At 71.0% G+C, this 17810-nt stretch carries 18 protein-coding genes and 1 pseudogene; 12 read left to right on the forward strand and 7 right to left on the reverse strand.

Annotated elements, in window-relative coordinates; translation table 11 throughout:
* Positions 1-5 precede the first annotated feature (5 nt).
* Genes Afe05nite_RS16825 through Afe05nite_RS16840 form a run of 4 tightly spaced genes read left to right on the forward strand, consistent with a single transcriptional unit; the run spans position 6 to position 5956 of the window.
* Positions 6-1736: an acyclic terpene utilization AtuA family protein gene (locus tag Afe05nite_RS16825; protein ID WP_239117906.1), complete on the forward strand. Its 1731-nt coding sequence runs from the start codon at positions 6-8 to the stop codon at positions 1734-1736.
* Positions 1733-3322 (forward strand): acyl-CoA carboxylase subunit beta, encoded by a 1590-nt coding sequence (locus Afe05nite_RS16830; protein ID WP_203818049.1) that lies wholly within the window; start codon positions 1733-1735, stop codon positions 3320-3322. Before Afe05nite_RS16825 ends, Afe05nite_RS16830 begins: the two co-directional genes overlap by 4 nt.
* 11 nt (positions 3323-3333) lie before the next feature.
* On the forward strand, positions 3334-5361 hold the full coding sequence (locus Afe05nite_RS16835) for an acetyl/propionyl/methylcrotonyl-CoA carboxylase subunit alpha (protein WP_203818050.1): 2028 nt from the start codon (positions 3334-3336) through the stop codon (positions 5359-5361).
* Positions 5354-5956, forward strand: a complete 603-nt coding sequence (locus Afe05nite_RS16840) for a TetR/AcrR family transcriptional regulator (RefSeq protein ID WP_203818051.1) — start codon at positions 5354-5356, stop codon at positions 5954-5956. Before Afe05nite_RS16835 ends, Afe05nite_RS16840 begins: the two co-directional genes overlap by 8 nt.
* Before the next feature lie 25 nt (positions 5957-5981).
* On the opposite strand, the gene Afe05nite_RS16845 is transcribed toward Afe05nite_RS16840, so the two are convergent.
* Complete coding sequence (locus tag Afe05nite_RS16845) at positions 5982-6497, reverse strand: hypothetical protein (protein ID WP_203818052.1); 516 nt, start codon at positions 6495-6497, stop codon at positions 5982-5984.
* A gap of 170 nt (positions 6498-6667) precedes the next feature.
* Between Afe05nite_RS16845 and Afe05nite_RS16850 the strand changes: the two genes are divergently transcribed.
* Positions 6668-7360 carry a DivIVA domain-containing protein gene (locus tag Afe05nite_RS16850; protein WP_203818053.1) on the forward strand — a complete coding sequence of 231 codons (693 nt, stop codon included), beginning with the start codon at positions 6668-6670 and terminating at the stop codon, positions 7358-7360.
* Positions 7361-7431: 71 nt separating this feature from the next.
* The gene (locus tag Afe05nite_RS16855) at positions 7432-7992 is read left to right on the forward strand and encodes a protealysin inhibitor emfourin (protein ID WP_203818054.1); all 561 of its coding nucleotides are present in this window, start codon (positions 7432-7434) and stop codon (positions 7990-7992) included.
* A gap of 57 nt (positions 7993-8049) precedes the next feature.
* Here Afe05nite_RS16855 and Afe05nite_RS16860 read toward each other — a convergent pair whose 3' ends face one another.
* Positions 8050-8952: an MSCRAMM family protein gene (locus Afe05nite_RS16860; RefSeq protein WP_203818055.1), complete on the reverse strand. Its 903-nt coding sequence runs from the start codon at positions 8950-8952 to the stop codon at positions 8050-8052.
* A 128-nt stretch (positions 8953-9080) separates the two neighbouring features.
* Between Afe05nite_RS16860 and Afe05nite_RS16865 the strand changes: the two genes are divergently transcribed.
* Positions 9081-9911 carry an alpha/beta hydrolase gene (locus Afe05nite_RS16865; RefSeq protein ID WP_203818056.1) on the forward strand — a complete coding sequence of 277 codons (831 nt, stop codon included), beginning with the start codon at positions 9081-9083 and terminating at the stop codon, positions 9909-9911.
* A 22-nt stretch (positions 9912-9933) separates the two neighbouring features.
* Here the strand turns inward: Afe05nite_RS16865 and Afe05nite_RS16870 are convergent, their stop codons facing one another.
* From Afe05nite_RS16870 to Afe05nite_RS16880, 3 genes are all read right to left on the reverse strand, one after another.
* Positions 9934-10560, reverse strand: coding sequence for a DUF3455 domain-containing protein (locus tag Afe05nite_RS16870; protein WP_203818057.1), 627 nt, complete (start codon positions 10558-10560; stop codon positions 9934-9936).
* A gap of 133 nt (positions 10561-10693) precedes the next feature.
* Complete coding sequence (locus Afe05nite_RS16875; RefSeq protein WP_203818058.1) at positions 10694-11728, reverse strand: M4 family metallopeptidase; 1035 nt, start codon at positions 11726-11728, stop codon at positions 10694-10696.
* Positions 11729-12434: 706 nt separating this feature from the next.
* Complete coding sequence (locus Afe05nite_RS16880; protein ID WP_203818059.1) at positions 12435-12812, reverse strand: VOC family protein; 378 nt, start codon at positions 12810-12812, stop codon at positions 12435-12437.
* Between the two features lie 574 nt (positions 12813-13386).
* Between Afe05nite_RS16880 and Afe05nite_RS16885 the strand changes: the two genes are divergently transcribed.
* The 3 genes from Afe05nite_RS16885 to Afe05nite_RS16895 all read left to right on the forward strand — a co-directional run bounded on the left by Afe05nite_RS16885 (position 13387) and on the right by Afe05nite_RS16895 (position 15782).
* A complete protein-coding gene (locus Afe05nite_RS16885) occupies positions 13387-14028 on the forward strand; it encodes a hypothetical protein (RefSeq protein WP_203818060.1) in 642 nt (213 codons plus the stop codon).
* A 77-nt stretch (positions 14029-14105) separates the two neighbouring features.
* Complete coding sequence (locus Afe05nite_RS16890; RefSeq protein WP_203818061.1) at positions 14106-14924, forward strand: pentapeptide repeat-containing protein; 819 nt, start codon at positions 14106-14108, stop codon at positions 14922-14924.
* Between the two features lie 162 nt (positions 14925-15086).
* Positions 15087-15782, forward strand: a complete 696-nt coding sequence (locus Afe05nite_RS16895; protein WP_239117891.1) for an RDD family protein — start codon at positions 15087-15089, stop codon at positions 15780-15782.
* Positions 15783-15974: 192 nt separating this feature from the next.
* On the opposite strand, the pseudogene Afe05nite_RS45220 reads toward Afe05nite_RS16895, so the two are convergent.
* Positions 15975-16544, reverse strand: a pseudogene (locus tag Afe05nite_RS45220) (DUF1963 domain-containing protein); the annotation flags it as partial.
* A gap of 90 nt (positions 16545-16634) precedes the next feature.
* On the opposite strand from Afe05nite_RS45220, the gene Afe05nite_RS45090 reads away from it, so the two are divergent.
* Both Afe05nite_RS45090 and Afe05nite_RS16910 read left to right on the forward strand, forming a co-directional pair.
* Entirely contained in the window at positions 16635-17024 is a 390-nt protein-coding gene (locus tag Afe05nite_RS45090) for a ClpX C4-type zinc finger protein (protein ID WP_203818062.1), read from the forward strand.
* Between the two features lie 39 nt (positions 17025-17063).
* Positions 17064-17375, forward strand: a complete 312-nt coding sequence (locus tag Afe05nite_RS16910; protein ID WP_203818063.1) for a DUF6334 family protein — start codon at positions 17064-17066, stop codon at positions 17373-17375.
* Between the two features lie 54 nt (positions 17376-17429).
* Here Afe05nite_RS16910 and Afe05nite_RS16915 read toward each other — a convergent pair whose 3' ends face one another.
* Positions 17430-17759: a hypothetical protein gene (locus Afe05nite_RS16915; RefSeq protein WP_203818064.1), complete on the reverse strand. Its 330-nt coding sequence runs from the start codon at positions 17757-17759 to the stop codon at positions 17430-17432.
* Positions 17760-17810 lie beyond the last annotated feature (51 nt).

Raw genomic sequence — 17810 nt, forward strand, 5'->3', positions numbered from 1 at the left:
CCGCGATGCGCGAGATGCTCGACGGCGGCGAGCTCGACGTCCTGACCGGCGACTACCTGGCCGAACTGACGATGCTCATCCTCGGCCGGGACCGGGCGGCCGACCCCGAGACGGGTTATGCGCGCACCTTCCTGACCCAGCTGCGTGACTGCCTGGCCCTGGCCCTGGACCGCCGGGTGCGCATCGTGACCAACGCGGGCGGCGTGAACCCGGCCGGCCTGGTGACCGCCATCCGCGCCCTCGGCCTGCCGGCGAAGATCGCCCTGGTCCGGGGCGACGACCTCACCGCGCGAGCCACCGAACTGGGCCTCGGCCGGCCTCTCGGCGCGCACGCCTACCTGGGGGCGTTCGGGATAGCGCGGGCGCTCGACGCCGGCGCCGACGTCGTCGTCACCGGCCGGGTCACCGACGCGTCATTGGTCATCGGCCCGGCGATCGCGCACTTCGGCTGGGGCCGCGACGACCACGACCGGCTCGCCGGCGCCACCGTGGCCGGACACGTACTCGAATGCGGCACCCAGGCCACCGGCGGCAACTACTCGTTCTTCCAGGAGATCGAAGATCTCCGGCACCCCGCCTTCCCGATCGCCGAGATCGCCGAGGACGGGTCGTCGATCATCACGAAACACCCCGGCACCGGCGGCGCGGTCACGGTCGGCACGGTCACCGCCCAACTCGTGTACGAGATCCAGGACGCCCACTACGCCGGACCGGACGTCACCACCCGCCTCGACACCGTGTCACTGCGGCAGGACGGGCCCGACCGGGTCGCCATCGAGGGGGTACGCGGTGCCGCCCCACCCCCGGACCTGAAAGTCTCCCTGACCTCCATCGGCGGGTTCCGCAACGAGCTGACGGTCGTCCTCACCGGCCTCGACATCGACGCGAAGGCCGAGTTGTTCCGCCGCCAGTTCGAGGCCGGCCTGCGCACCCGCCCGGCCGAACTGTCGTGGTCGCTGGCCCGCGTCGACACCCCCGACGCGCACACCCAGCAGCAGGCCTCGGCATTGCTGACCGTGGTGGCCCGCGACCCCGACGAGAAGAAGGCCGGCCGCGGGTTCGCCGACGCGGCGGTTCAGGTGGCGCTGGGGTCCTATCCCGGCTTCTTCAGCGTCGCGTCACCGGGACGAGCACATCCGTACGGCGTGTTCACCGCCGGGTTCGTGCCGCAGGGCGCGGTGGCTCACGAGGTGGTGCTGGCCGACGGCACGGTCGAACAGATCAGCCCGCCCTCGCCGAGCTCACTGCCGCCCAGCCCGCCGACGCCCAGCTCATTGCCGCCCAGCCCGCCCTCCCCGAGGGGGAGCCCCCACAGGCCATTGTCCTCGGAAAACGGGGAGCTCGCCGGATCGGCCGTCGTCGGCTGTGGACAACCTCGAACTGTGGACGGCGTCCCCGCGCGGCGGCTCCCGCTCGGCACGCTCGTCGGCGCCCGGTCCGGTGACAAGGGCGGCGACGCCAACATCGGTCTGTGGACGCGCACCGAGGCGGCCTACACCTGGCTCGCGGACCTGATCCGCGAGGAGCGGGTGCGTGCTCTGCTGCCGGAGACGGCCGACAAGGCTCTGCTCATCACGCGCCTGCCGAACATCTTCGCGGTCAACATCGTCGTGGCCGGGTTGCTCGGTGCCGGCGTCGCCTATCAGGCGCGGTTCGATCCGCAGGCCAAGGGCCTGGGCGAGTGGCTGCGGTCGCGGCTGGTCGACATCCCGGAAACACTGCTGGAGGAAGAATGACGGTCATCCGGTCCGCCCTCGACCAGGCCGACGGCACGGCGGCGCGGGAGTCGATGCTGGCAGCCCTGGCCGAGATCGAGGCCGAGACGGCGAAGGCGGTCGCCGGCGGCGGCGAGAAGGCGGTGGCGCGCCATCACGGCCGGGGGAAGATGACCGCCCGGGAACGCATCGAGCTTCTGCTGGATCTCGACTCGCATTTCCTCGAGCTGGCCGCGCTCGCCGGCTACGGGTCGCAGTTCGCCGTCGGCGGCAGCGTCGTCGCCGGCATCGGGGTGGTCAGCGGTGTGGAGTGCCTGCTCGTCGCCAACGATCCCACGGTCAAGGGCGGGGCCAGCAATCCCTGGTCGCTGCGTAAGACGCTGCGGATGCACGAGATCGCGCGGCAGAACCGGCTTCCGCTCATCGCGCTCGTCGAGTCCGGCGGCGCTGACCTGCCGACCCAGAAGGACGTCTTCATCCCGGGCGGGGCGGTGTTCCGCGATCTCACCCGGTTGTCGGCGAGCGGGATCCCGACGATCGCGATCGTCTTCGGCAACTCGACTGCCGGTGGGGCCTACCTGCCGGGGATGAGCGACCACGTGGTGCTCATCGAGAAGCGGTCCAAGGTGTTCCTGGCCGGGCCGCCGCTGGTCAGGGCGGCCACCGGGGAGGAGTCCGACGACGAGTCGCTGGGCGGGGCCGAGATGCACGCGCGGGTCTCGGGGCTGGCCGACCATTACGCGGTCGACGAGCAGGACGCGATCCGGATCGGGCGGCGGATCGTGGCCCGGCTCAACTGGCGCAAGCTGGGACCGCCGCCGGCGCCGGCGAGGCCGCCGCGTTATCCCGCCGGCGAGTTGCTCGACATCGTCCCGGCCGGGCTCAAGTCGCCGTTCGACCCGCGGGAGGTGATCGCCCGGATCGTCGACGACAGCGACTTCGACGAGGTCAAGCCGCTCTACGGGACCTCGCTGGTGACGGGCTGGGCCACCCTGCACGGTTATCCGATCGGCATTCTGGCCAATGCGCGGGGCGTGCTGTTCAGTGCGGAGGCGCAGAAGGCGGCGCAGTTCATCCAGCTCGCCAACCGTTCGCACACTCCCCTGCTCTTCCTGCACAACACGACCGGCTACATGGTCGGCAAGGAGTACGAGCAGGGCGGGATCATCAAGCACGGCGCCATGATGATCAACGCGGTGTCGAACTCGACGGTCCCGCACATCTCGGTGCTGATCGGCAATTCGTACGGCGCCGGCCATTACGGCATGTGCGGCCGCGCGTACGATCCGCGGTTCGTCTTCGCCTGGCCGAGCGCCCGGTCCGCCGTCATGGGCGCACAGCAGCTCGCCGATGTCACCTATCTGGTTTCCAAGGCCTCGGCGCTGAGCCGGGGCAACCCGTTCGACGAGGACGGCGCGCAGGTGGTGCGCTCGATGATCGAGCAGCAGATCACCGCCGAGTCGATGCCGCTGGTGCTGTCCGGGATGGTGTACGACGACGGCATCATCGACCCGCGCGACACCCGGGACGTGCTCGGGGTGGCGCTTTCCGCGATCCATTCCGCGCCGGTCCAGGGCACCGACGCCTTCGGCGTCTTCCGGATGTAGAGGGGGCCACGATGACGATCACGAGTGTGCTGGTGGCCAACCGCGGCGAGATCGCCCGGCGGATCTTCGGTACGTGCCGCCGCCGGGGCCTGGCCACGGTCGCGGTGTTCTCCGACGCGGATGCCGGTGAGCCGCACGTGCGCGAGGCCGACGCGGCGGTCCGCCTGCCGGGGGTGACGCCGGCGGACACCTATCTGCGGGGCGATCTGATCATCGCGGCGGCGCGGCGGGCGGGCGCCGACGCGGTCCACCCCGGTTACGGCTTCCTGTCGGAGAACGCCGGGTTCGCGCGTGACGTCCGGGCGGCCGGGCTGACCTGGATCGGGCCGTCGCCGGAGGCGATCGAGGTGATGGGCTCCAAGATCGAGTCGAAGCGCCGGATGGCGGTCGCGGGTGTGCCGGTCCTCGACCGGCTCGACGTCGCGGACCTGACGGCGGACGACCTTCCGGTCCTGGTGAAGGCCTCGGCCGGGGGCGGCGGTCGCGGCATGCGGATCGTCCGGTCGATGGCCGAGCTGCCGGACGCGATCGCCTCGGCCGCGCGCGAGGCGGCGGCCGCGTTCGGCGACCCGACCGTGTTCTGCGAGCGTTACCTGGAGTACGGCCATCACGTCGAGGTGCAGGTCATGGCCGACGAGCACGGCACGATCTGGGCGCTCGGCGAACGGGAGTGCTCGCTGCAGCGCCGCCATCAGAAGGTCATCGAGGAGGCTCCGTCGCCGCTGGTCGACCGGCTCGGCGGCGATCTGCGCCGGCGGCTGCTCGGCGCGGGGCGTACGGCGGCGGCCGCGGTCGGTTACCGGGGCGCCGGCACGGTCGAGTTCCTGGCCGACGAGCGGGGCGATTTCTGGTTCCTGGAGATGAACACCCGCCTGCAGGTCGAGCACCCGGTCACCGAGTGCGTCACCGGCGTCGACCTGGTCGGCCTGCAGCTCGACGTGGCGAACGGACGTCCGTTGAGCGGCCCCGAGCCGGCGGTGACCGGCCACGCGATCGAGGCCCGCCTCTACGCCGAGGACCCGGCCGACGACTGGCGCCCGCAGACCGGCACCGTTGTCGCGTTCGACATCCCGGCCGGCGACGGCATCCGGGTCGACGCCGGCGTGCGGCCGGGAAGCGTGGTGGGCATCCATTACGACGCGATGCTGGCCAAGGTCATCGCGTACGGCCCGGACCGGGAAGCGGTGGCGGCCCGGCTCGCGGCGACCCTGCACCGCGCGCGCGTGCATGGCGTGACCACCAACCGCGATCTGCTGGTCGCCAGCCTGCGGCACCCGGATTTCCGGTCGGGCGCGATCGACACCGGTTTCTACTCGAGGAATCCGCCCCGCCGGCTGGTGGCGGCGGGACCGGACCCGGAGATGGCCGCGCTCGTCGCCGCCCTGGCCGACGCCGCCCTCGAGCGGGGGCCGTTGCTCCCCGGCCTGACCAGCGGGTTCCGCAACATCCCGGTCGGCCACCGGAGCCGCACCTACGCCGTCCGAGCGGCCGCCCCGCCGGCGCCGCCCGACGCAACAGAGCCGGCCGCCGCAACCGAGCCGACCGAGCCGGTCGCCCCGCCGGGGCCGGCGATCCCGGGCACCGCGCCGGGCGAGCGGGGCATCGAGGTCCGCTACCGGTTCGGGCGCGACGGCCTCGAGACCGGGGCGGGGGCGACGCTGGTCTCGGCGAGCGCCGAGGAGGTGGTGCTCGAGGTGGACGGGGTCCGGCGTACCTGGTCGGTCGGGCGTTTCGAGGACCGGGTGGTGGTCGACGGGCCGGCCGGGTCGGTCGAGTTGCGCCGGCTGCCCCGCTTCACCGACCCGGCCGAGCTGATGCCGGCCGGGGCCCTCGTGGCGCCGATGCCGGGCACGGTGGTGCGGGTGGGCGCCGAGGTCGGTGACCCCGTCGCGGCCGGGCAGCCGCTGGTCTGGCTGGAGGCGATGAAGATGGAACACGCCGTGCGGGCGCCCGCCGCCGGCACCCTCACCGAGTTGCCGGTCGAGGTCGGTCAGCAGGTCACCCAGGGCACGCCGCTCGCCGTGGTGTCCGGTGACTGACGTCCGGCCCAAGCAGGACCGCAGCCGCGCCACCCGGCAGCGCCTGCTCGAGACCACGATCCGCTGCCTGGCCACGCACGGCTGGGAGGCGTCGACGGTCGGCTTCATCGCGGCCGAGGCGGGCATCAGCCGGGGCGCGGTGCAGCATCACTACCGCACCCGGGAGGCGCTGATCCTGGGCGCGCTCGAGTTCATGTTCGAGGAACGGGCCGCCCTGCTCGACGCGTTGCCCGAGCCGACCGGCACCGGCCCGGACCGGGTGCACCGGGTGGTCGAGGGCCTGGTCGAGGGGATCGGCGGCGAGCTGTTCAAGGCCGCCCTGCAGGTGTGGACGGTGGCCGCGGCGGATCCGGAGTTGCGCGCCGCCGTCGTACCGCTGGAACGTCGTTTTGCCCGCGGGGTGCACGAGCGGGCGGTGCGGCTGCTCGGGGCGGACGACGACGACCCCGAGATCCGCGGGCTGATCCAGGCCACCCTCGACCTGGCGCGCGGCCTGGCGCTGGCGGACGTGCTGACCGACGACTCGCGGCGCCGCGCCCGGGTGGTGCGGGCCTGGTCGGTGCAGCTGACAAGCGCGTTGAGCGCGGCCGATTAGCGAGGCCGCCGCGAGCCGGCCGCGGCTATCCGCGGTCGCGGGCGCGCCGCCGGGTGTGCAGGCTGCGCAGCCAGGCCACCTCGGCGGCGAGGGCGGCGTCGGTGAGTTCGGCGCGGGCGCTCGCGGGCGAGAGGTCGGCGGAGGCGGGCGCCGGGGCGGCCCGCAGCCGGCTCAGCTCCAGCTGGGCCAGGCAGACCTGCACGACCATGTCGAACGTCGCCCGGTCGGTCGCGGCGACGGCGAGCAGCACCCGGATGCGTACGTCATCGGGGGTGAACTCGGCCGGCACCCGCAGCAGCCACATCCGCTGCCGCCGCGCCCCCGCGTCGGTCAGCGCCCAGCTGCGCCGGCGCGGCTGGGCCGGGGTGGCCCGGGACCGCACCAGCCCGAGCCGCTCCTGGCGGCCCAGCGTCCAGGTGACGCGGGAGATGTCGACCCGCTCGTGCGGCCCGAAGGTGTCGGCGTGCCGGCACTGGATCTCGTGGGCGGTGCCCGGCCGATCGCCCAGCAGCACGAGCAACACGTCCGCCAGGGCCAGCACCGGCACACCCCCCTCATGCTCCTACAAGTTGTAAAAGCTAGCACCGGTGGGCCACGGTGTATATTGTCCCGATTTCCGGTACGAGTGATCACGCCCACGTCGCACTCTCAGCGTCGTTGCGTAGGATTTCGGGCCGCGAGACTCTCCGACCGCCGAACCGAGGATTTCCGATGCCGCTCACTCCAGCAGACATCCACAACATGGCCTTCAAGAAGCCACCCATGGGCAAGCGTGGATATGACGAGGAAGAGGTCGACGCCTTCCTCGACGAGGTCGAGCAGGAGCTCATCCGCCTCCTCGAGGAGAACAACGCCCTGTCCGACACGCTCTCGCGTGGCGGCGGCGGGGGTGGCATGGCGCCGTCCAACTCCTCGAACATGGCCCTCAACGCCGAGCTCAACGACCTGGTCGGGCAGCTCGACCGGCTCCAGGAGGCCCGCGCCCGCGCCGAGCAGAACGCCCGCGGCGTGCAGGCCGAGCTGGAACGCGCCCGCAACCAGGCGATCGTCCCGGTGGCCGCACCGGTCGACGACGACCGCAACGCGCGGGTGCTGATGATGGCCCAGCGCACCGCCGACGACCACATGCGCGACGCCAAGGCCGAGTCCGACCAGATCATCGGCTCCGCCCGCTCCAAGGCCGAGCAGGTCACCAGCGAGGCCCAGCTCAACGCGGCGACGATCGAGAGCGACGCGCGGCGCAACCACTCCGAGGCGATCAGCAGCATCGGCACCAAGCGCTCGGCGATGCTCGACGAGATCGATCGGCTGGGCCAGCTTGCGCAGAGTTACCACTCGGCCCTGAACAACCACGTCAACCAGCAGTTGGCGGAGCTCAACGGCGCCCCGGACGGGATCGCCTGACGGCGACACATTGACAGAGATCACCCCGGCCGCATAGGTTCGGCCGTTGATTCGACCGGGGGTGACCAGATTTGCGTACGCGTTGGGCGGCGGCCCTTCTGATCGTGACGCTGGCGGGCTGCACGGAGAGCAGCCCGCCGACCGCGTCCGCTCCGTCATCGGCCACGTCCGACCTGCCCGCGTCGCCGCCGGTCTCGCCGACGCCGGTCGCGCCGTCGCCGGCCGGGCCGTCGTCCGGTGCCACTCCCCCGCCGCCGAGCGACCCCGGCGCCGCGAATCCCGGCAAATTCGACGGCGTCCAACTGGTCCGTTCGGGCGGTATAGCGGGAATCACCGAGACCACCACGATCCGGACGGACGGCACCTGGACCCGGGTCCCCAGCAAGGGTGCGCAGGCCACCGGCCGCACCGACCCCGCCACACTGGGCCGGCTCGCCGAACTGGCGGCCGACCCGCGGCTGGCCGCCGAGGCCGTTCGGAAACAACCGACCCGCGGCAACTGCGCCGACACGTACTCGTACCTGCTGACCGTCGTCGGTAAGCGGACGATCCGGTACGAATCGTGTCCCGGCCGCGACAAGCCCCCGGCCACCGTCGAGATGATCAGCCTCGTCCAGGACGCCGCCAAGTAGCTCGGACACGGCACCGCCCCGGACCGGGTACGCGTCCGGGGCGGCCTGGCCGCACGATCAGGAGACCGGCAGCAGCTGGTCGTCGACGGTGGCGGTGCCGCCGGCGGGCAGCGTGAACGTGTCGGCCTCGGCATAGCTGAGCGCCTGGTACGCCCATTGCAGCTGTCCCTCGGTGGTCCGGAAGTAGACCTTGAAGTCGCCCGGTGGCAGCTTCGCGATCGTGTAGTCGCCGTTCGCGTCGGTGATCGCCGACGCCGAGCCGGCGTTGTTGTCGACGTAGCCGACCTGAGCGCCCGCGACCGGGGCGCCGTCCGCGCCGAGCAGCTTGCCCGACACCGACGCGCCCGGCAGGAGCCGGTTGTCCGCCCGCACCGTGCGGCCGGCACCGACCGGGTGACGCGATGCCGCGGAACGGTCGGCGGTGCTCGGCGCGTACTGGGCGAAGTGGCCGTCGGTGAACCGCAGGACGTAGGTCTCGTTCGGGGCGACCCGCAGCGAGTACCGGCCGTCGGCGGCCGTCGTGCCGGTGAAGTCGCGGGCGTGCTCGTCGTCCTCGGCGCTGACCGCCACCCCGGCGGCGGGCGCCCCCGAGGCGTCGAGCACGCGGCCGGTCAGCCGGCCGGCGGCGGGGACGACGCTGTCGGCGAAAGTGGTGCGACCGGCGACGACCGCGTAGGCGGACGGCGTGTCGGTGCGGCCCGGCGCCCACTCGGCCCAGCCGCCACGGTCGATCTGGATGGTGTAGGCGCCGGCGTCGAGACCGGTCACCTTGAAGTGACCGGCCGCGTCGGTGCGGGCGCGGGCGGCGATGTTCGGTGAGTCGGGAACGAGGACGGTCAGGTCGGCGCCGGCGACAACGGCGCCGCGGGTGTCGTGGACCGCCCCGGCCAGGTTTCCGGTGGTGTGTGCGGGTGCGGGCGGGACGGCCAGGACGGCCGCCAGGATGACGGACTGGAGCATCGGATGATTCCTTCCCCCGTGAACTGCTTGTTGCCGGCGACGCTATCGACGCCCGGGTAGGGTCGGGGACGCCGGAGCGGCAACCCGGCATGAAACCGGTAGTGTCCATTCCGGAACGGAGCGCAACGATGCGGGTCCGGGCGCGCGGCTTGACCTTCGACGTGTTCCGGGGCGGCCCGGCCGGCGGCGGAACCGCGCTGCTGTTGCACGGCTTCCCGCAGAACAGCCGGTCGTGGGCGGCGGTCCAGCCCGGGTTGTGGAACGCCGGGCTGCATACGGTCGCGATCGACCAGCGCGGCTATTCACCCGGTGCGCGGCCCGAGGGGATCGACGCCTACCGCACGGCCGAGGCGGCCGACGACGCCGTAGCCGTCCTCGACGAGCTGGGCCTGGGGCGGGTGCACGTGCTCGGGCACGACTGGGGTTCGCTGACCGGCTGGCAGCTGGCGATCCGCCACCCCGAGCGGGTGCGCACGCTGACCGCGGTGTCGGTGGCCCATCCGGCGGCGCTGTGGCGGGCGCTGAAGATCGACCCCGACCAACGCGAGCGTTTCGGCTACGTCGACCTGTTCCGCGACACCGCGAGGGCGGCGGACGTCCTGCTGGCCGACGGCGGCCGGCGGCTGCGCCGCATGTTCGACGGCAGCGGGCTCAGCGAGGCGGGCATCGAGCGCTATGCGGCACCGATGCGAGATCGGGGCGGTCTGCTCGCGGCGCTCGGGTGGTACGCGGCGATGGCCGAGCCCGACTATCTGGACGCACCCGCGGTCACGGTGCCCACGACGTACGTCTGGAGCGACGGTGACCGGGCGATGGGCCGCACCGCGGCAGAGAGCTGCGGTGACCGGGTGCGGGCGGATTATCGGTTCGTGGAGCTGTCCGGCGTGACCCACTGGATCCCGGATCAGGCCCCCGTCGCGCTGGCCGCGGCCGCCGTCGACCGGATGACCGGTCGTTGACCGCGGCACAGCGCGTCACGGATCAGGAGCCGGCGGGGGCGTCCCAGAAGACGTAGACCGCGCCGTAACGCACCTTCGCCACCTGGCCGGGGGTGCAGCTGCCGGCCGGCTTCGCGCCGCCCGAGGTGAACAGGCGGTTGATGTAGTCGGCCTTGCTCAGGATGCCGGTGCCGGTGTGCGAGTTGATCTTCAGCAGGAGCTCCGGGATGGAGCCGGCCTTGGCCACCCCGTCGTTGACCTTGCCCGCGGTGACCAGCGACTGATCCCGCAGCGACTGCCAGCTCGGCCCGGCGAAGTGGTGGATCTTGCCACCGGTGCCGACCAGTTGCGCCTCCGGCGTGGACGCGGCCGGGAAGACGCCGTCGGCGCCGCAGGTGTAGTTCTGCGTGCCGTTGGTGACCACGAACGCGCCGATCGGCCGGGAACCAGCCGGCGGCTTGATCAGCTGGTTGATGAACGGGATGGAGACGGCGCGGGCATCGGCCCCCTGCGGCGCCGGCGCGACGGCACGCGCATCGGCCGCCTGCGGCGCCGGTGCGGCGGCGACCTCGGCGGCCGACGCGTTGAACGTGACGGCACCGATACCGGCGACGACGGCGGCCATGGCGGCGCCGCCGACGGCGACCCGGGAGCGACGTGTACTCAGCATGGAATTGATCCCCCTGATCGAGTTCTCGGTCGGCAGGCCCCTACCTGCCACCACGCTGTACGAGCACACGGCGCCCGCGGATGAAGATCGACAACACTCTTAACCGTTTGTTCACATTGGAGCGTCGTCCGGCTTACCCCGAAAGGCCTACCCCGGCCCACGCCGCGCCCACCGCACGCTGCTCACGGCCGCCGGCGCCGAACAGCTCACCGGCCTTGTGGAAGGTGGTGGTGGCGAACGCCTGGAAGCCGGTGGTGGCGGTGGACGCCTTCAGCGACTCGTACCAGATGCGTCCCGGCGCCTCCCAGGCGAAGCCGCCGATGCCGGTGGCCGCCAGGTAGAAAGCTCTGTTCGGGATGCCCGAGTTGAGGTGCACGCCGCCGTTGTCGCCCGCCTCGGTGTCGGGCAGATCCTGGTAGCCGTCCATGTGATCGGGCTGCGGGTCCTTGCCGAACAGGTCGTTGTCGTAGGCGGTGCCGGGCGCCTTCATCGACCGCAGCGCGTCGGCCTCGACCCGCGGCGTGAAGATCTCGGCGCCGATCAGCCAGTCGGCCTCCTCCGCCGTCTGCTTGCGCTTCCACTGCTTGACCAGCGAGCCGATCACGTCCGACATCGACTCGTTGAGCGCGCCCGACTGCTTGCGGTACTCCAGCTTGGCGGTGTGCTCGGTGACGCCGTGCCCGAGCTCGTGCGCGATCACGTCGAGCGACCCGGTGAAATCGGTGAAGATCTCGCCGTCCCCGTCGCCGAAGACCATCTCCTGACCGTCCCAGAACGCGTTGTTGTAGTGCCGGCCCCGATGCACGTAACCGAGCAGCCGCATGCCCCGGCCGTCGATCGAGTTGCGCCCGAACACCTCGCGGAAGAAGTCGCGGGTCGCCCCGAGACCGTCGAACGCCTGATTGACCGAGGCGTCGGCGACCGGCCGGTCCCGCTCGGACCGGACCAGCTCGGCGACCGCCAGGAAGGTCCCGTTGTCGCAGTCGAACACGCTGCGGCGCCCACCGCCGGCGGCGGCCAGGGCCCCGGAGATCTGCGCGCGCACCTGACGCTGCCCGCGCAGTTGCGCGGTGCTGAGCAGAGTGGCCAGCGCGGCCCGGCGCACGGCCGCGTCACCGCTGTCGAGCAACCGGTCGAGAAGATACGGCGGCGTGATGCAGTTGATCATGGCTCACCTCGTATGTGGGTAGTTCCGCTTCGAAGCCGGCGAATTCCGCAGAGGTATTTCGGTGGCCCGACGATCCGCGACCATGCGGCCCGCGTGTCGCACTCGACCGCCGACGGCATTTCCGGTCGGCGATCGAGCATCCTCGAGCCGCACCCCCGATGCGCCAGACTGCAAATACTCTGCGTTATCTTCGCTGGTGGAAAGCGCTAGGTCTCCGTTGCGGCAAACCCTCAGCCGTACGGCTGACCCAGCCCCGCCGCCCAGTTGTCGCCCGCCGATGAACGGCGTCCATGGGGAAGTCCATGTGCACGTGCTCGACGACCTGGCTGGTTTGTCACCCGGAGCGCAGGCGTTCCTGAGTCGAAGCGGTGAACGACGCCCGCTCGCCACCGGACGAATACCCACCGACTACCTGCGGGTCCCGGGCAGGTCGGGCCGGCTCATCGCCGCGCCCGTCGAGTTGATCGTCCGAAGAGAGGGATTCGCCGAGCGCTTCGGCGGTCTGCGGTACTGGGTGCGGCCCCGGATGACGATGAGCGGCGATACGTACGAGACGGCCTGCCAGCGGGACTTCACCCTGACCGACTGGCTCCGGCCGGAACACGGTGGCTGGTCGTTCGGGTGGATCGGCGAGCACATTTCCTCCCCGGCGCGCCGCCTGATGCCCACCGACGGCCGGTGCGGCGTGCGGCCCGCAGGAAGTTGGTCAGGCTTGTCGTTCCGCGGCCGAGCACGTCATGCAGAACTCGTTCCCGGCCGGATCGTGCAGAACAACCCAGCCGTCGCCGTCAGACGTCCGATGGTCGCCGACGACGGCCGCGCCCAACGCGACGAGCCGGTCGACTTCCTGGTCGCGGTCCCGGTCGTCCGCCTGCAGGCAGACGTGGACCCGATTCTTCACCGACTTGCCCTCGGGAACAGCCTGGAAGAACAGCCGAGGACCGGCCGGCGGCTGGATGACGACCTCGGCGTCTCCCGGCGCGCACTCCGGCTGGACGGGGTGGCCGACCACCTCGCTCCAGAACCCCGCCAACGCATAGGGGTCGGCGCAGTCGAACGAGACATTCCGAATGAACGACGTCATAGCCGCAAAGCGTAGATGCCCGCCGGCCCTACAGCAGCCCGCGCTCCCGCATCTGCTGGATCTCCGGCCCGATCAGCCGGGTCCAAGAGATCGGTAGGATCAACATTGTGGAGGAAACGCCGCCCAGGTTGAGGCTTCCTCTGCGATGGGCTGCCGCGCGGTGGTCGGCTCGTTGCTGGCAGCAAGTACGGCACTCTGCTGTTTCGCGTTCGCGACGGTCTCAGCCGGATATGACGGCTTCCTCAGCTGGCTCAACCCTGTAGCCTCTGTAAGTTGCTGCGGCGGACTCGTCCTGGGCGTGCTCGCCCTGCTGGTGTGGCCACTCCTGCGCCGCTCTACTCAACCTGGTCAACAAGAGTAGCGACGACTGAATGACGCGCGGCCGGCCATAACGCGGTGAACGTATCCGCGGCATGGGCCGATCGTGTGGTGGGCCGCACGCGGAGCGTTCGCCAACCGTCCTGACCACGGCGTGACTGTTGGTGTCGGCGTCGGCGGGTCCGGTGCTGAGCCTGCTCGGACGGCTGGCAGGGACCCTGCCGCCTGAACGGTCGACGGTGGGTAGCATCGCCGGATGCACAGGGCGCGACAGGGACTCCTCGTGACGGCCGGCCCGCTGCTTCTGGCCGCCGCCGGTCTGGTGCATCCGGGCGGGCTGTCGGCCGAGGCCGCGCACCGCTGGGTGCACCTGCACATCGTGCTTCTGCCGGTCTTCCCGTTCCTTGCCCTGGGCTTCGTGGTGCTGCTGCGCGGCCGGCCCCGGCTCGACGTGGCCGGGGTGGCCACCGTCGTCGCGTGGCTGGGTGCGGCTGTCTACGCGGTCGGCTACACCGGCCTGGACGCGGTCGCGGGGATCGCCGCCGGCACGGTCGCGGGGCAGGACGGCGATCAGGGCGAGCTTCGCCGCCTGGTGCTTGCCCTGTACGACGTCGGCGACCTGCTCGGCCGCGTGGGCGTGTACGCCCTGATCACCGCGGTGCTGGCGGGCACGGTCGCCCTGGTGGTCCGGCACGGCGTCCGGGTGCTCGCGGGCACGGCCGTGCTCCTCGGCGCGGCCTACTCGTTCATCGACAGCCACATCTTCTGGCCGCGTGGTGTGCTGACGATGCTCGCCTTCGCCGCCGGATTCGCGCTCTGGAACTGGGCCGCGACGCAATCACCACGAACCGGCCTCGGCGCCACGACTTCCAGCCCGGCCGAGCCCGCGTCATGGTGACACTGCGCCCCGGTGGCCTCACGCTCTGATGTGCGTACCCTGCGAAGGCGGGCCGTAGTCAACTGATCCGTACCCTCATGATCGGCGCTCTTGGCGCCTTCTTCCTGGTTGTCGCCGGCTGGCTCGTGATCGTCGTGCCCCCGCAGGTCATAGCGCCTTGTTCCGACGCGCGACTGGCCGGCGTCACCGATCGGGCGAAGAACCTGGAACTGCGGGATTCCCGCATCAAGATGCCGAACGATCTGCGTGCCGGCCTCCTGCAATTGGCGGGTGGCATCGCGCTGGCGGCCGGTCTGGTCCTCACCTACCGGCAACTGAGGATGAACCGGGACGGCCAGATCACCGAGCGCTTCACCGCGGCGATCAGCCACCTCGGGCAGGACGAGGACAACCTTTCCGTCACCCTCGGCGGCATCTACGCACTCGAACGCATCGCGCGCGATTCGCACAGCGACCGCAGCGCCATTCAGGAAATCCTTGCCGCGTACGTTCGAGCCCGCGCGCCGTCGCCGCCCCGCAACGGCCTGCCCGGTCCGGACACGCCGCGGGCCGACATGCCACGAATGGCCGCGCGCCTTCCCGCTGTCCAGGCCGCTCTGCCGGTTCTCGGCCGGATGCCGCGGCCGGCCGACGTCGGCAACCGGCTCGACCTGCGGCGGACGGACCTGCGCCGGGTCGACCTGCGTGGCGCCAACCTGCGGTTCGCGGACCTGGAGGAGGCGGATCTGCGATTCGCCGTTCTCGGCGGGGCTGACCTTCGCGACCTGGTCGTCTGCGGCACCGATTTCACCGACGCGCGGTTGAACGACGTGCGGATCTGCGACTTCAAGGGCGGCGACACCGCCACCTGGCCGGCCGGCTTCGATCCGGCGACCGGCACCTGTACGACGTCCTGACGACCGCCGGGTCGTGTCGCCGGCGAGCTTTCGACCGATCATTGGGACACTAGGCGCCGCGGCGTGGACGAATAGGTCTTGGCATTCAAAGCCGTATGCAGGAAGGTGTCTACGCTGCTTCAGCTGCGAGCTTCGCCGCGCCTACCAGAAATGGATCCAGATATGGTCAATCCCGGGCCCTTCGGGGGGCCGTCCGGGGAGGAGTCCGCTCCCTCCGGACACCCCGCACCCCCGCCCCAGCCGCCCTACGGCGCTCCCCAGCCGCCGCCCTACGGCAACACGCCGCCCTCGTACGGCACGCCGCCGCCTTCCTACGGCACGCCGCCGGGAGCCGGTTACCAGCAGGCGCCCTACGGCCAGCAGATGGGTGGGGCTCCGGGGATGCCGGGCACCGGCGTCGGGCAACCCGGCGGCCTGGCCGACCGGTTCCTGGCCCGGTTCATCGACGGTCTGATCGTCGGTGTGGTGTCGGTGATCATCAGCTTCGTGTTGGCGCTCGTCTCGGATTCGTGGATCCTGACCGGGCTCGTCTCCTCGCTGGTGACCGCCGCCCTTTATCTCGGCTACTTCGGCTATCTCGAGTCCAGCCGGGGGCAGACGATCGGCAAGCAGGTCATGAAGCTCAAGGTGTTCGGCCCGGACCGGGTCAGCAACCCGACGATGGAGCAGGCCATCCGCCGCAACATCTACATGGGGTTCGGCGTGCTCCGGATCATCCCGTTCGTCGGCGGCATCCTCAGCTTCCTCGGCGGCGTGGCAGCGGTGATCCTGATCGTGGTCAACATCAACAGCGACCCGCAGCGCCAGCACTGGTTCGACAAGTTCGCCGGCGGCACCCAGGTCATCAAGATCGGCTGACCGTCGGGCTGACGTCCCCGGCCGGGGCTCAAGTGACCTCCGCTTGTGCCCCGGGCCGGTTCGTCGCCACCGGTCAGCTTTGCCAAAGAAAAGCGGCTGACGCGCACGAGTGGCAGCGGAAGCCGTAGCGGATCCACCGCCGCCGAAGTTCATCGAGGTGCGATAGTCGTGGCCCTCCTCGAGCTGCACGACAAACGCCATCGGCTGCGTACAGTTGTCGCAGTTCGGGGTTTCGTCGTTCTGCAGCCAGGCGGGACGGCCGCCGAGCTGACCGACTATCTCCCGCCCGGGCCGGCCGTTTTGCGCACACCATTGCTCCGCGGCGTCGAGATAATCGTCGGCACCGACCTGCTCGAAAGCGACCGCGCAGGCCTCGTCGAGCAGCGTCACACCATCTCCGGGCGAGATCGCGGTGCCGACCGCGTCCTCCGGGAAGACGAATGCCCGGTTACCGCCGGCCCCCGGATCCCATTCGTCGCATAGACCGGGATCGTTCTGGCACATGAAGGCCGAGAACAAACCGGCGCCACCCGATTCGGCGTCGGCCAGCCGGACCTGCGCGAGGAACTGCATGGGACCGCCGCATTCGCGGCACCGCGGCCAGGCAAAATCGCTCGGTACGTACGGGACTCCCCCGGTACGCGTCCCCGGCGCATCCGCGTCCGCCGGCCCGGCGTAGGTCATCAGCTTCACCACGCGAGCAGGGTACGGCAGGTGTTGCCCTGTCTCGCCACGCTGCCGCGCGTGAGCTTCGACCTGCATTTGGAGCGGGCCCCTGGACCTCCCCCGTTGTCAGGCGTAGCCTGACCGTCGTCAGGGTTTACCTGACAAGTCATCCCAGGGGAGGCCCCCATGAACAGCGAAACCGTTGTCGCCGCGGCCACGCTGCAGTTGCGCTGCTCCTTCTGCGCCAAGCCGAGTTCCGAGGTCGAGAAACTCATCGCCGGCCCGGGGGTGTACATCTGCAACGAGTGCGTCGGACTGTGCAACGACGTCCTCGCATCCGAGCAGCCCGACCCGCTCGAATCGGCCACCCGACTGTCAGCGTGGGAGGAAGGCATGACCGATGAGCAGATCCTCGACCAGCTTCCCCGCATCGCGGCGGTCAGCGCTCAGACCGAGGCCGGCCTCCAGCGATTGGTCACCATCCTGCGAGAGCGGCGAGTGACCTGGACACGCATCGGCGCCGCCCTCGGGATCACCCGGCAGTCCGCCTGGGAGCGGTTCGCCGGCGAGGATTAGTCATCATGGTCGGGTGACACCCGGCTCGGCCAGGTCGAGGTGAACCCCGAGGACGACACCGTCGAGGTCGTCCTCGATCCCTCGGCCCGACCGCCGCTTCGCTACAGGGCGGCGGAGTCGGCGTCGATGCCGATGAGCGAGCGCTACGCCGGCTTACTCGGCCGGAACTCCGCCTGGTGGTGGCTTCTTCGCAACCAGCACCAGTACGAGGACGGCTTCCAGATCGAGCTCGGTGCCGCATCGTCGACCACGACGTTGCAGTACCTCGCGATGGCCTCGCGCCTGCATCTCCGGCACGTGATCGAAGCGGTCAGCCCAGCAGAGCCGTTGCCGCCCTCGCCGACGCCCTGACCTCGTCCCACTCAGCTGCCCGGGTCAGAGCCTGCACCCCCACCGGCCGGCGAACTACAGGAGCCTACGGCCGGCGGCGGTGATGTGAGCGGCCAGTACGGTTTCCGTCGTCCTGTCGGACCACGCCTCAGCGCGCCTGCTCTCTTGCGCGAGTTCTTCTCCGGTCAGCAAAACGCCCTCGGTCCACGGCGCGGGCCACCTGGGGAATCGGCGCACCTCGACGAGGCCCCGGGCCGCCAACGAGATCAGACCGGGCGCGAGGATGTCGGCGAGTTGCCCCAACGTTGTCTGCTTGTGCCAGCGCAGTTCCCAGAGCGGCTGCGGCGAGTCATCGAGGGGCTGCAGGACCTGCTCTTCGGAGTCGTCCAACCACTCGTCCGCCACGCCTCCCCCTCTCGGTGGATAAAAGGGAATTCTGGCCCGTCTTTGACCGGC

It is taken from the genome of Paractinoplanes ferrugineus, assembly GCF_016862195.1.
Taxonomy (GTDB): Bacteria; Actinomycetota; Actinomycetes; order Mycobacteriales; family Micromonosporaceae; genus Actinoplanes; species Actinoplanes ferrugineus.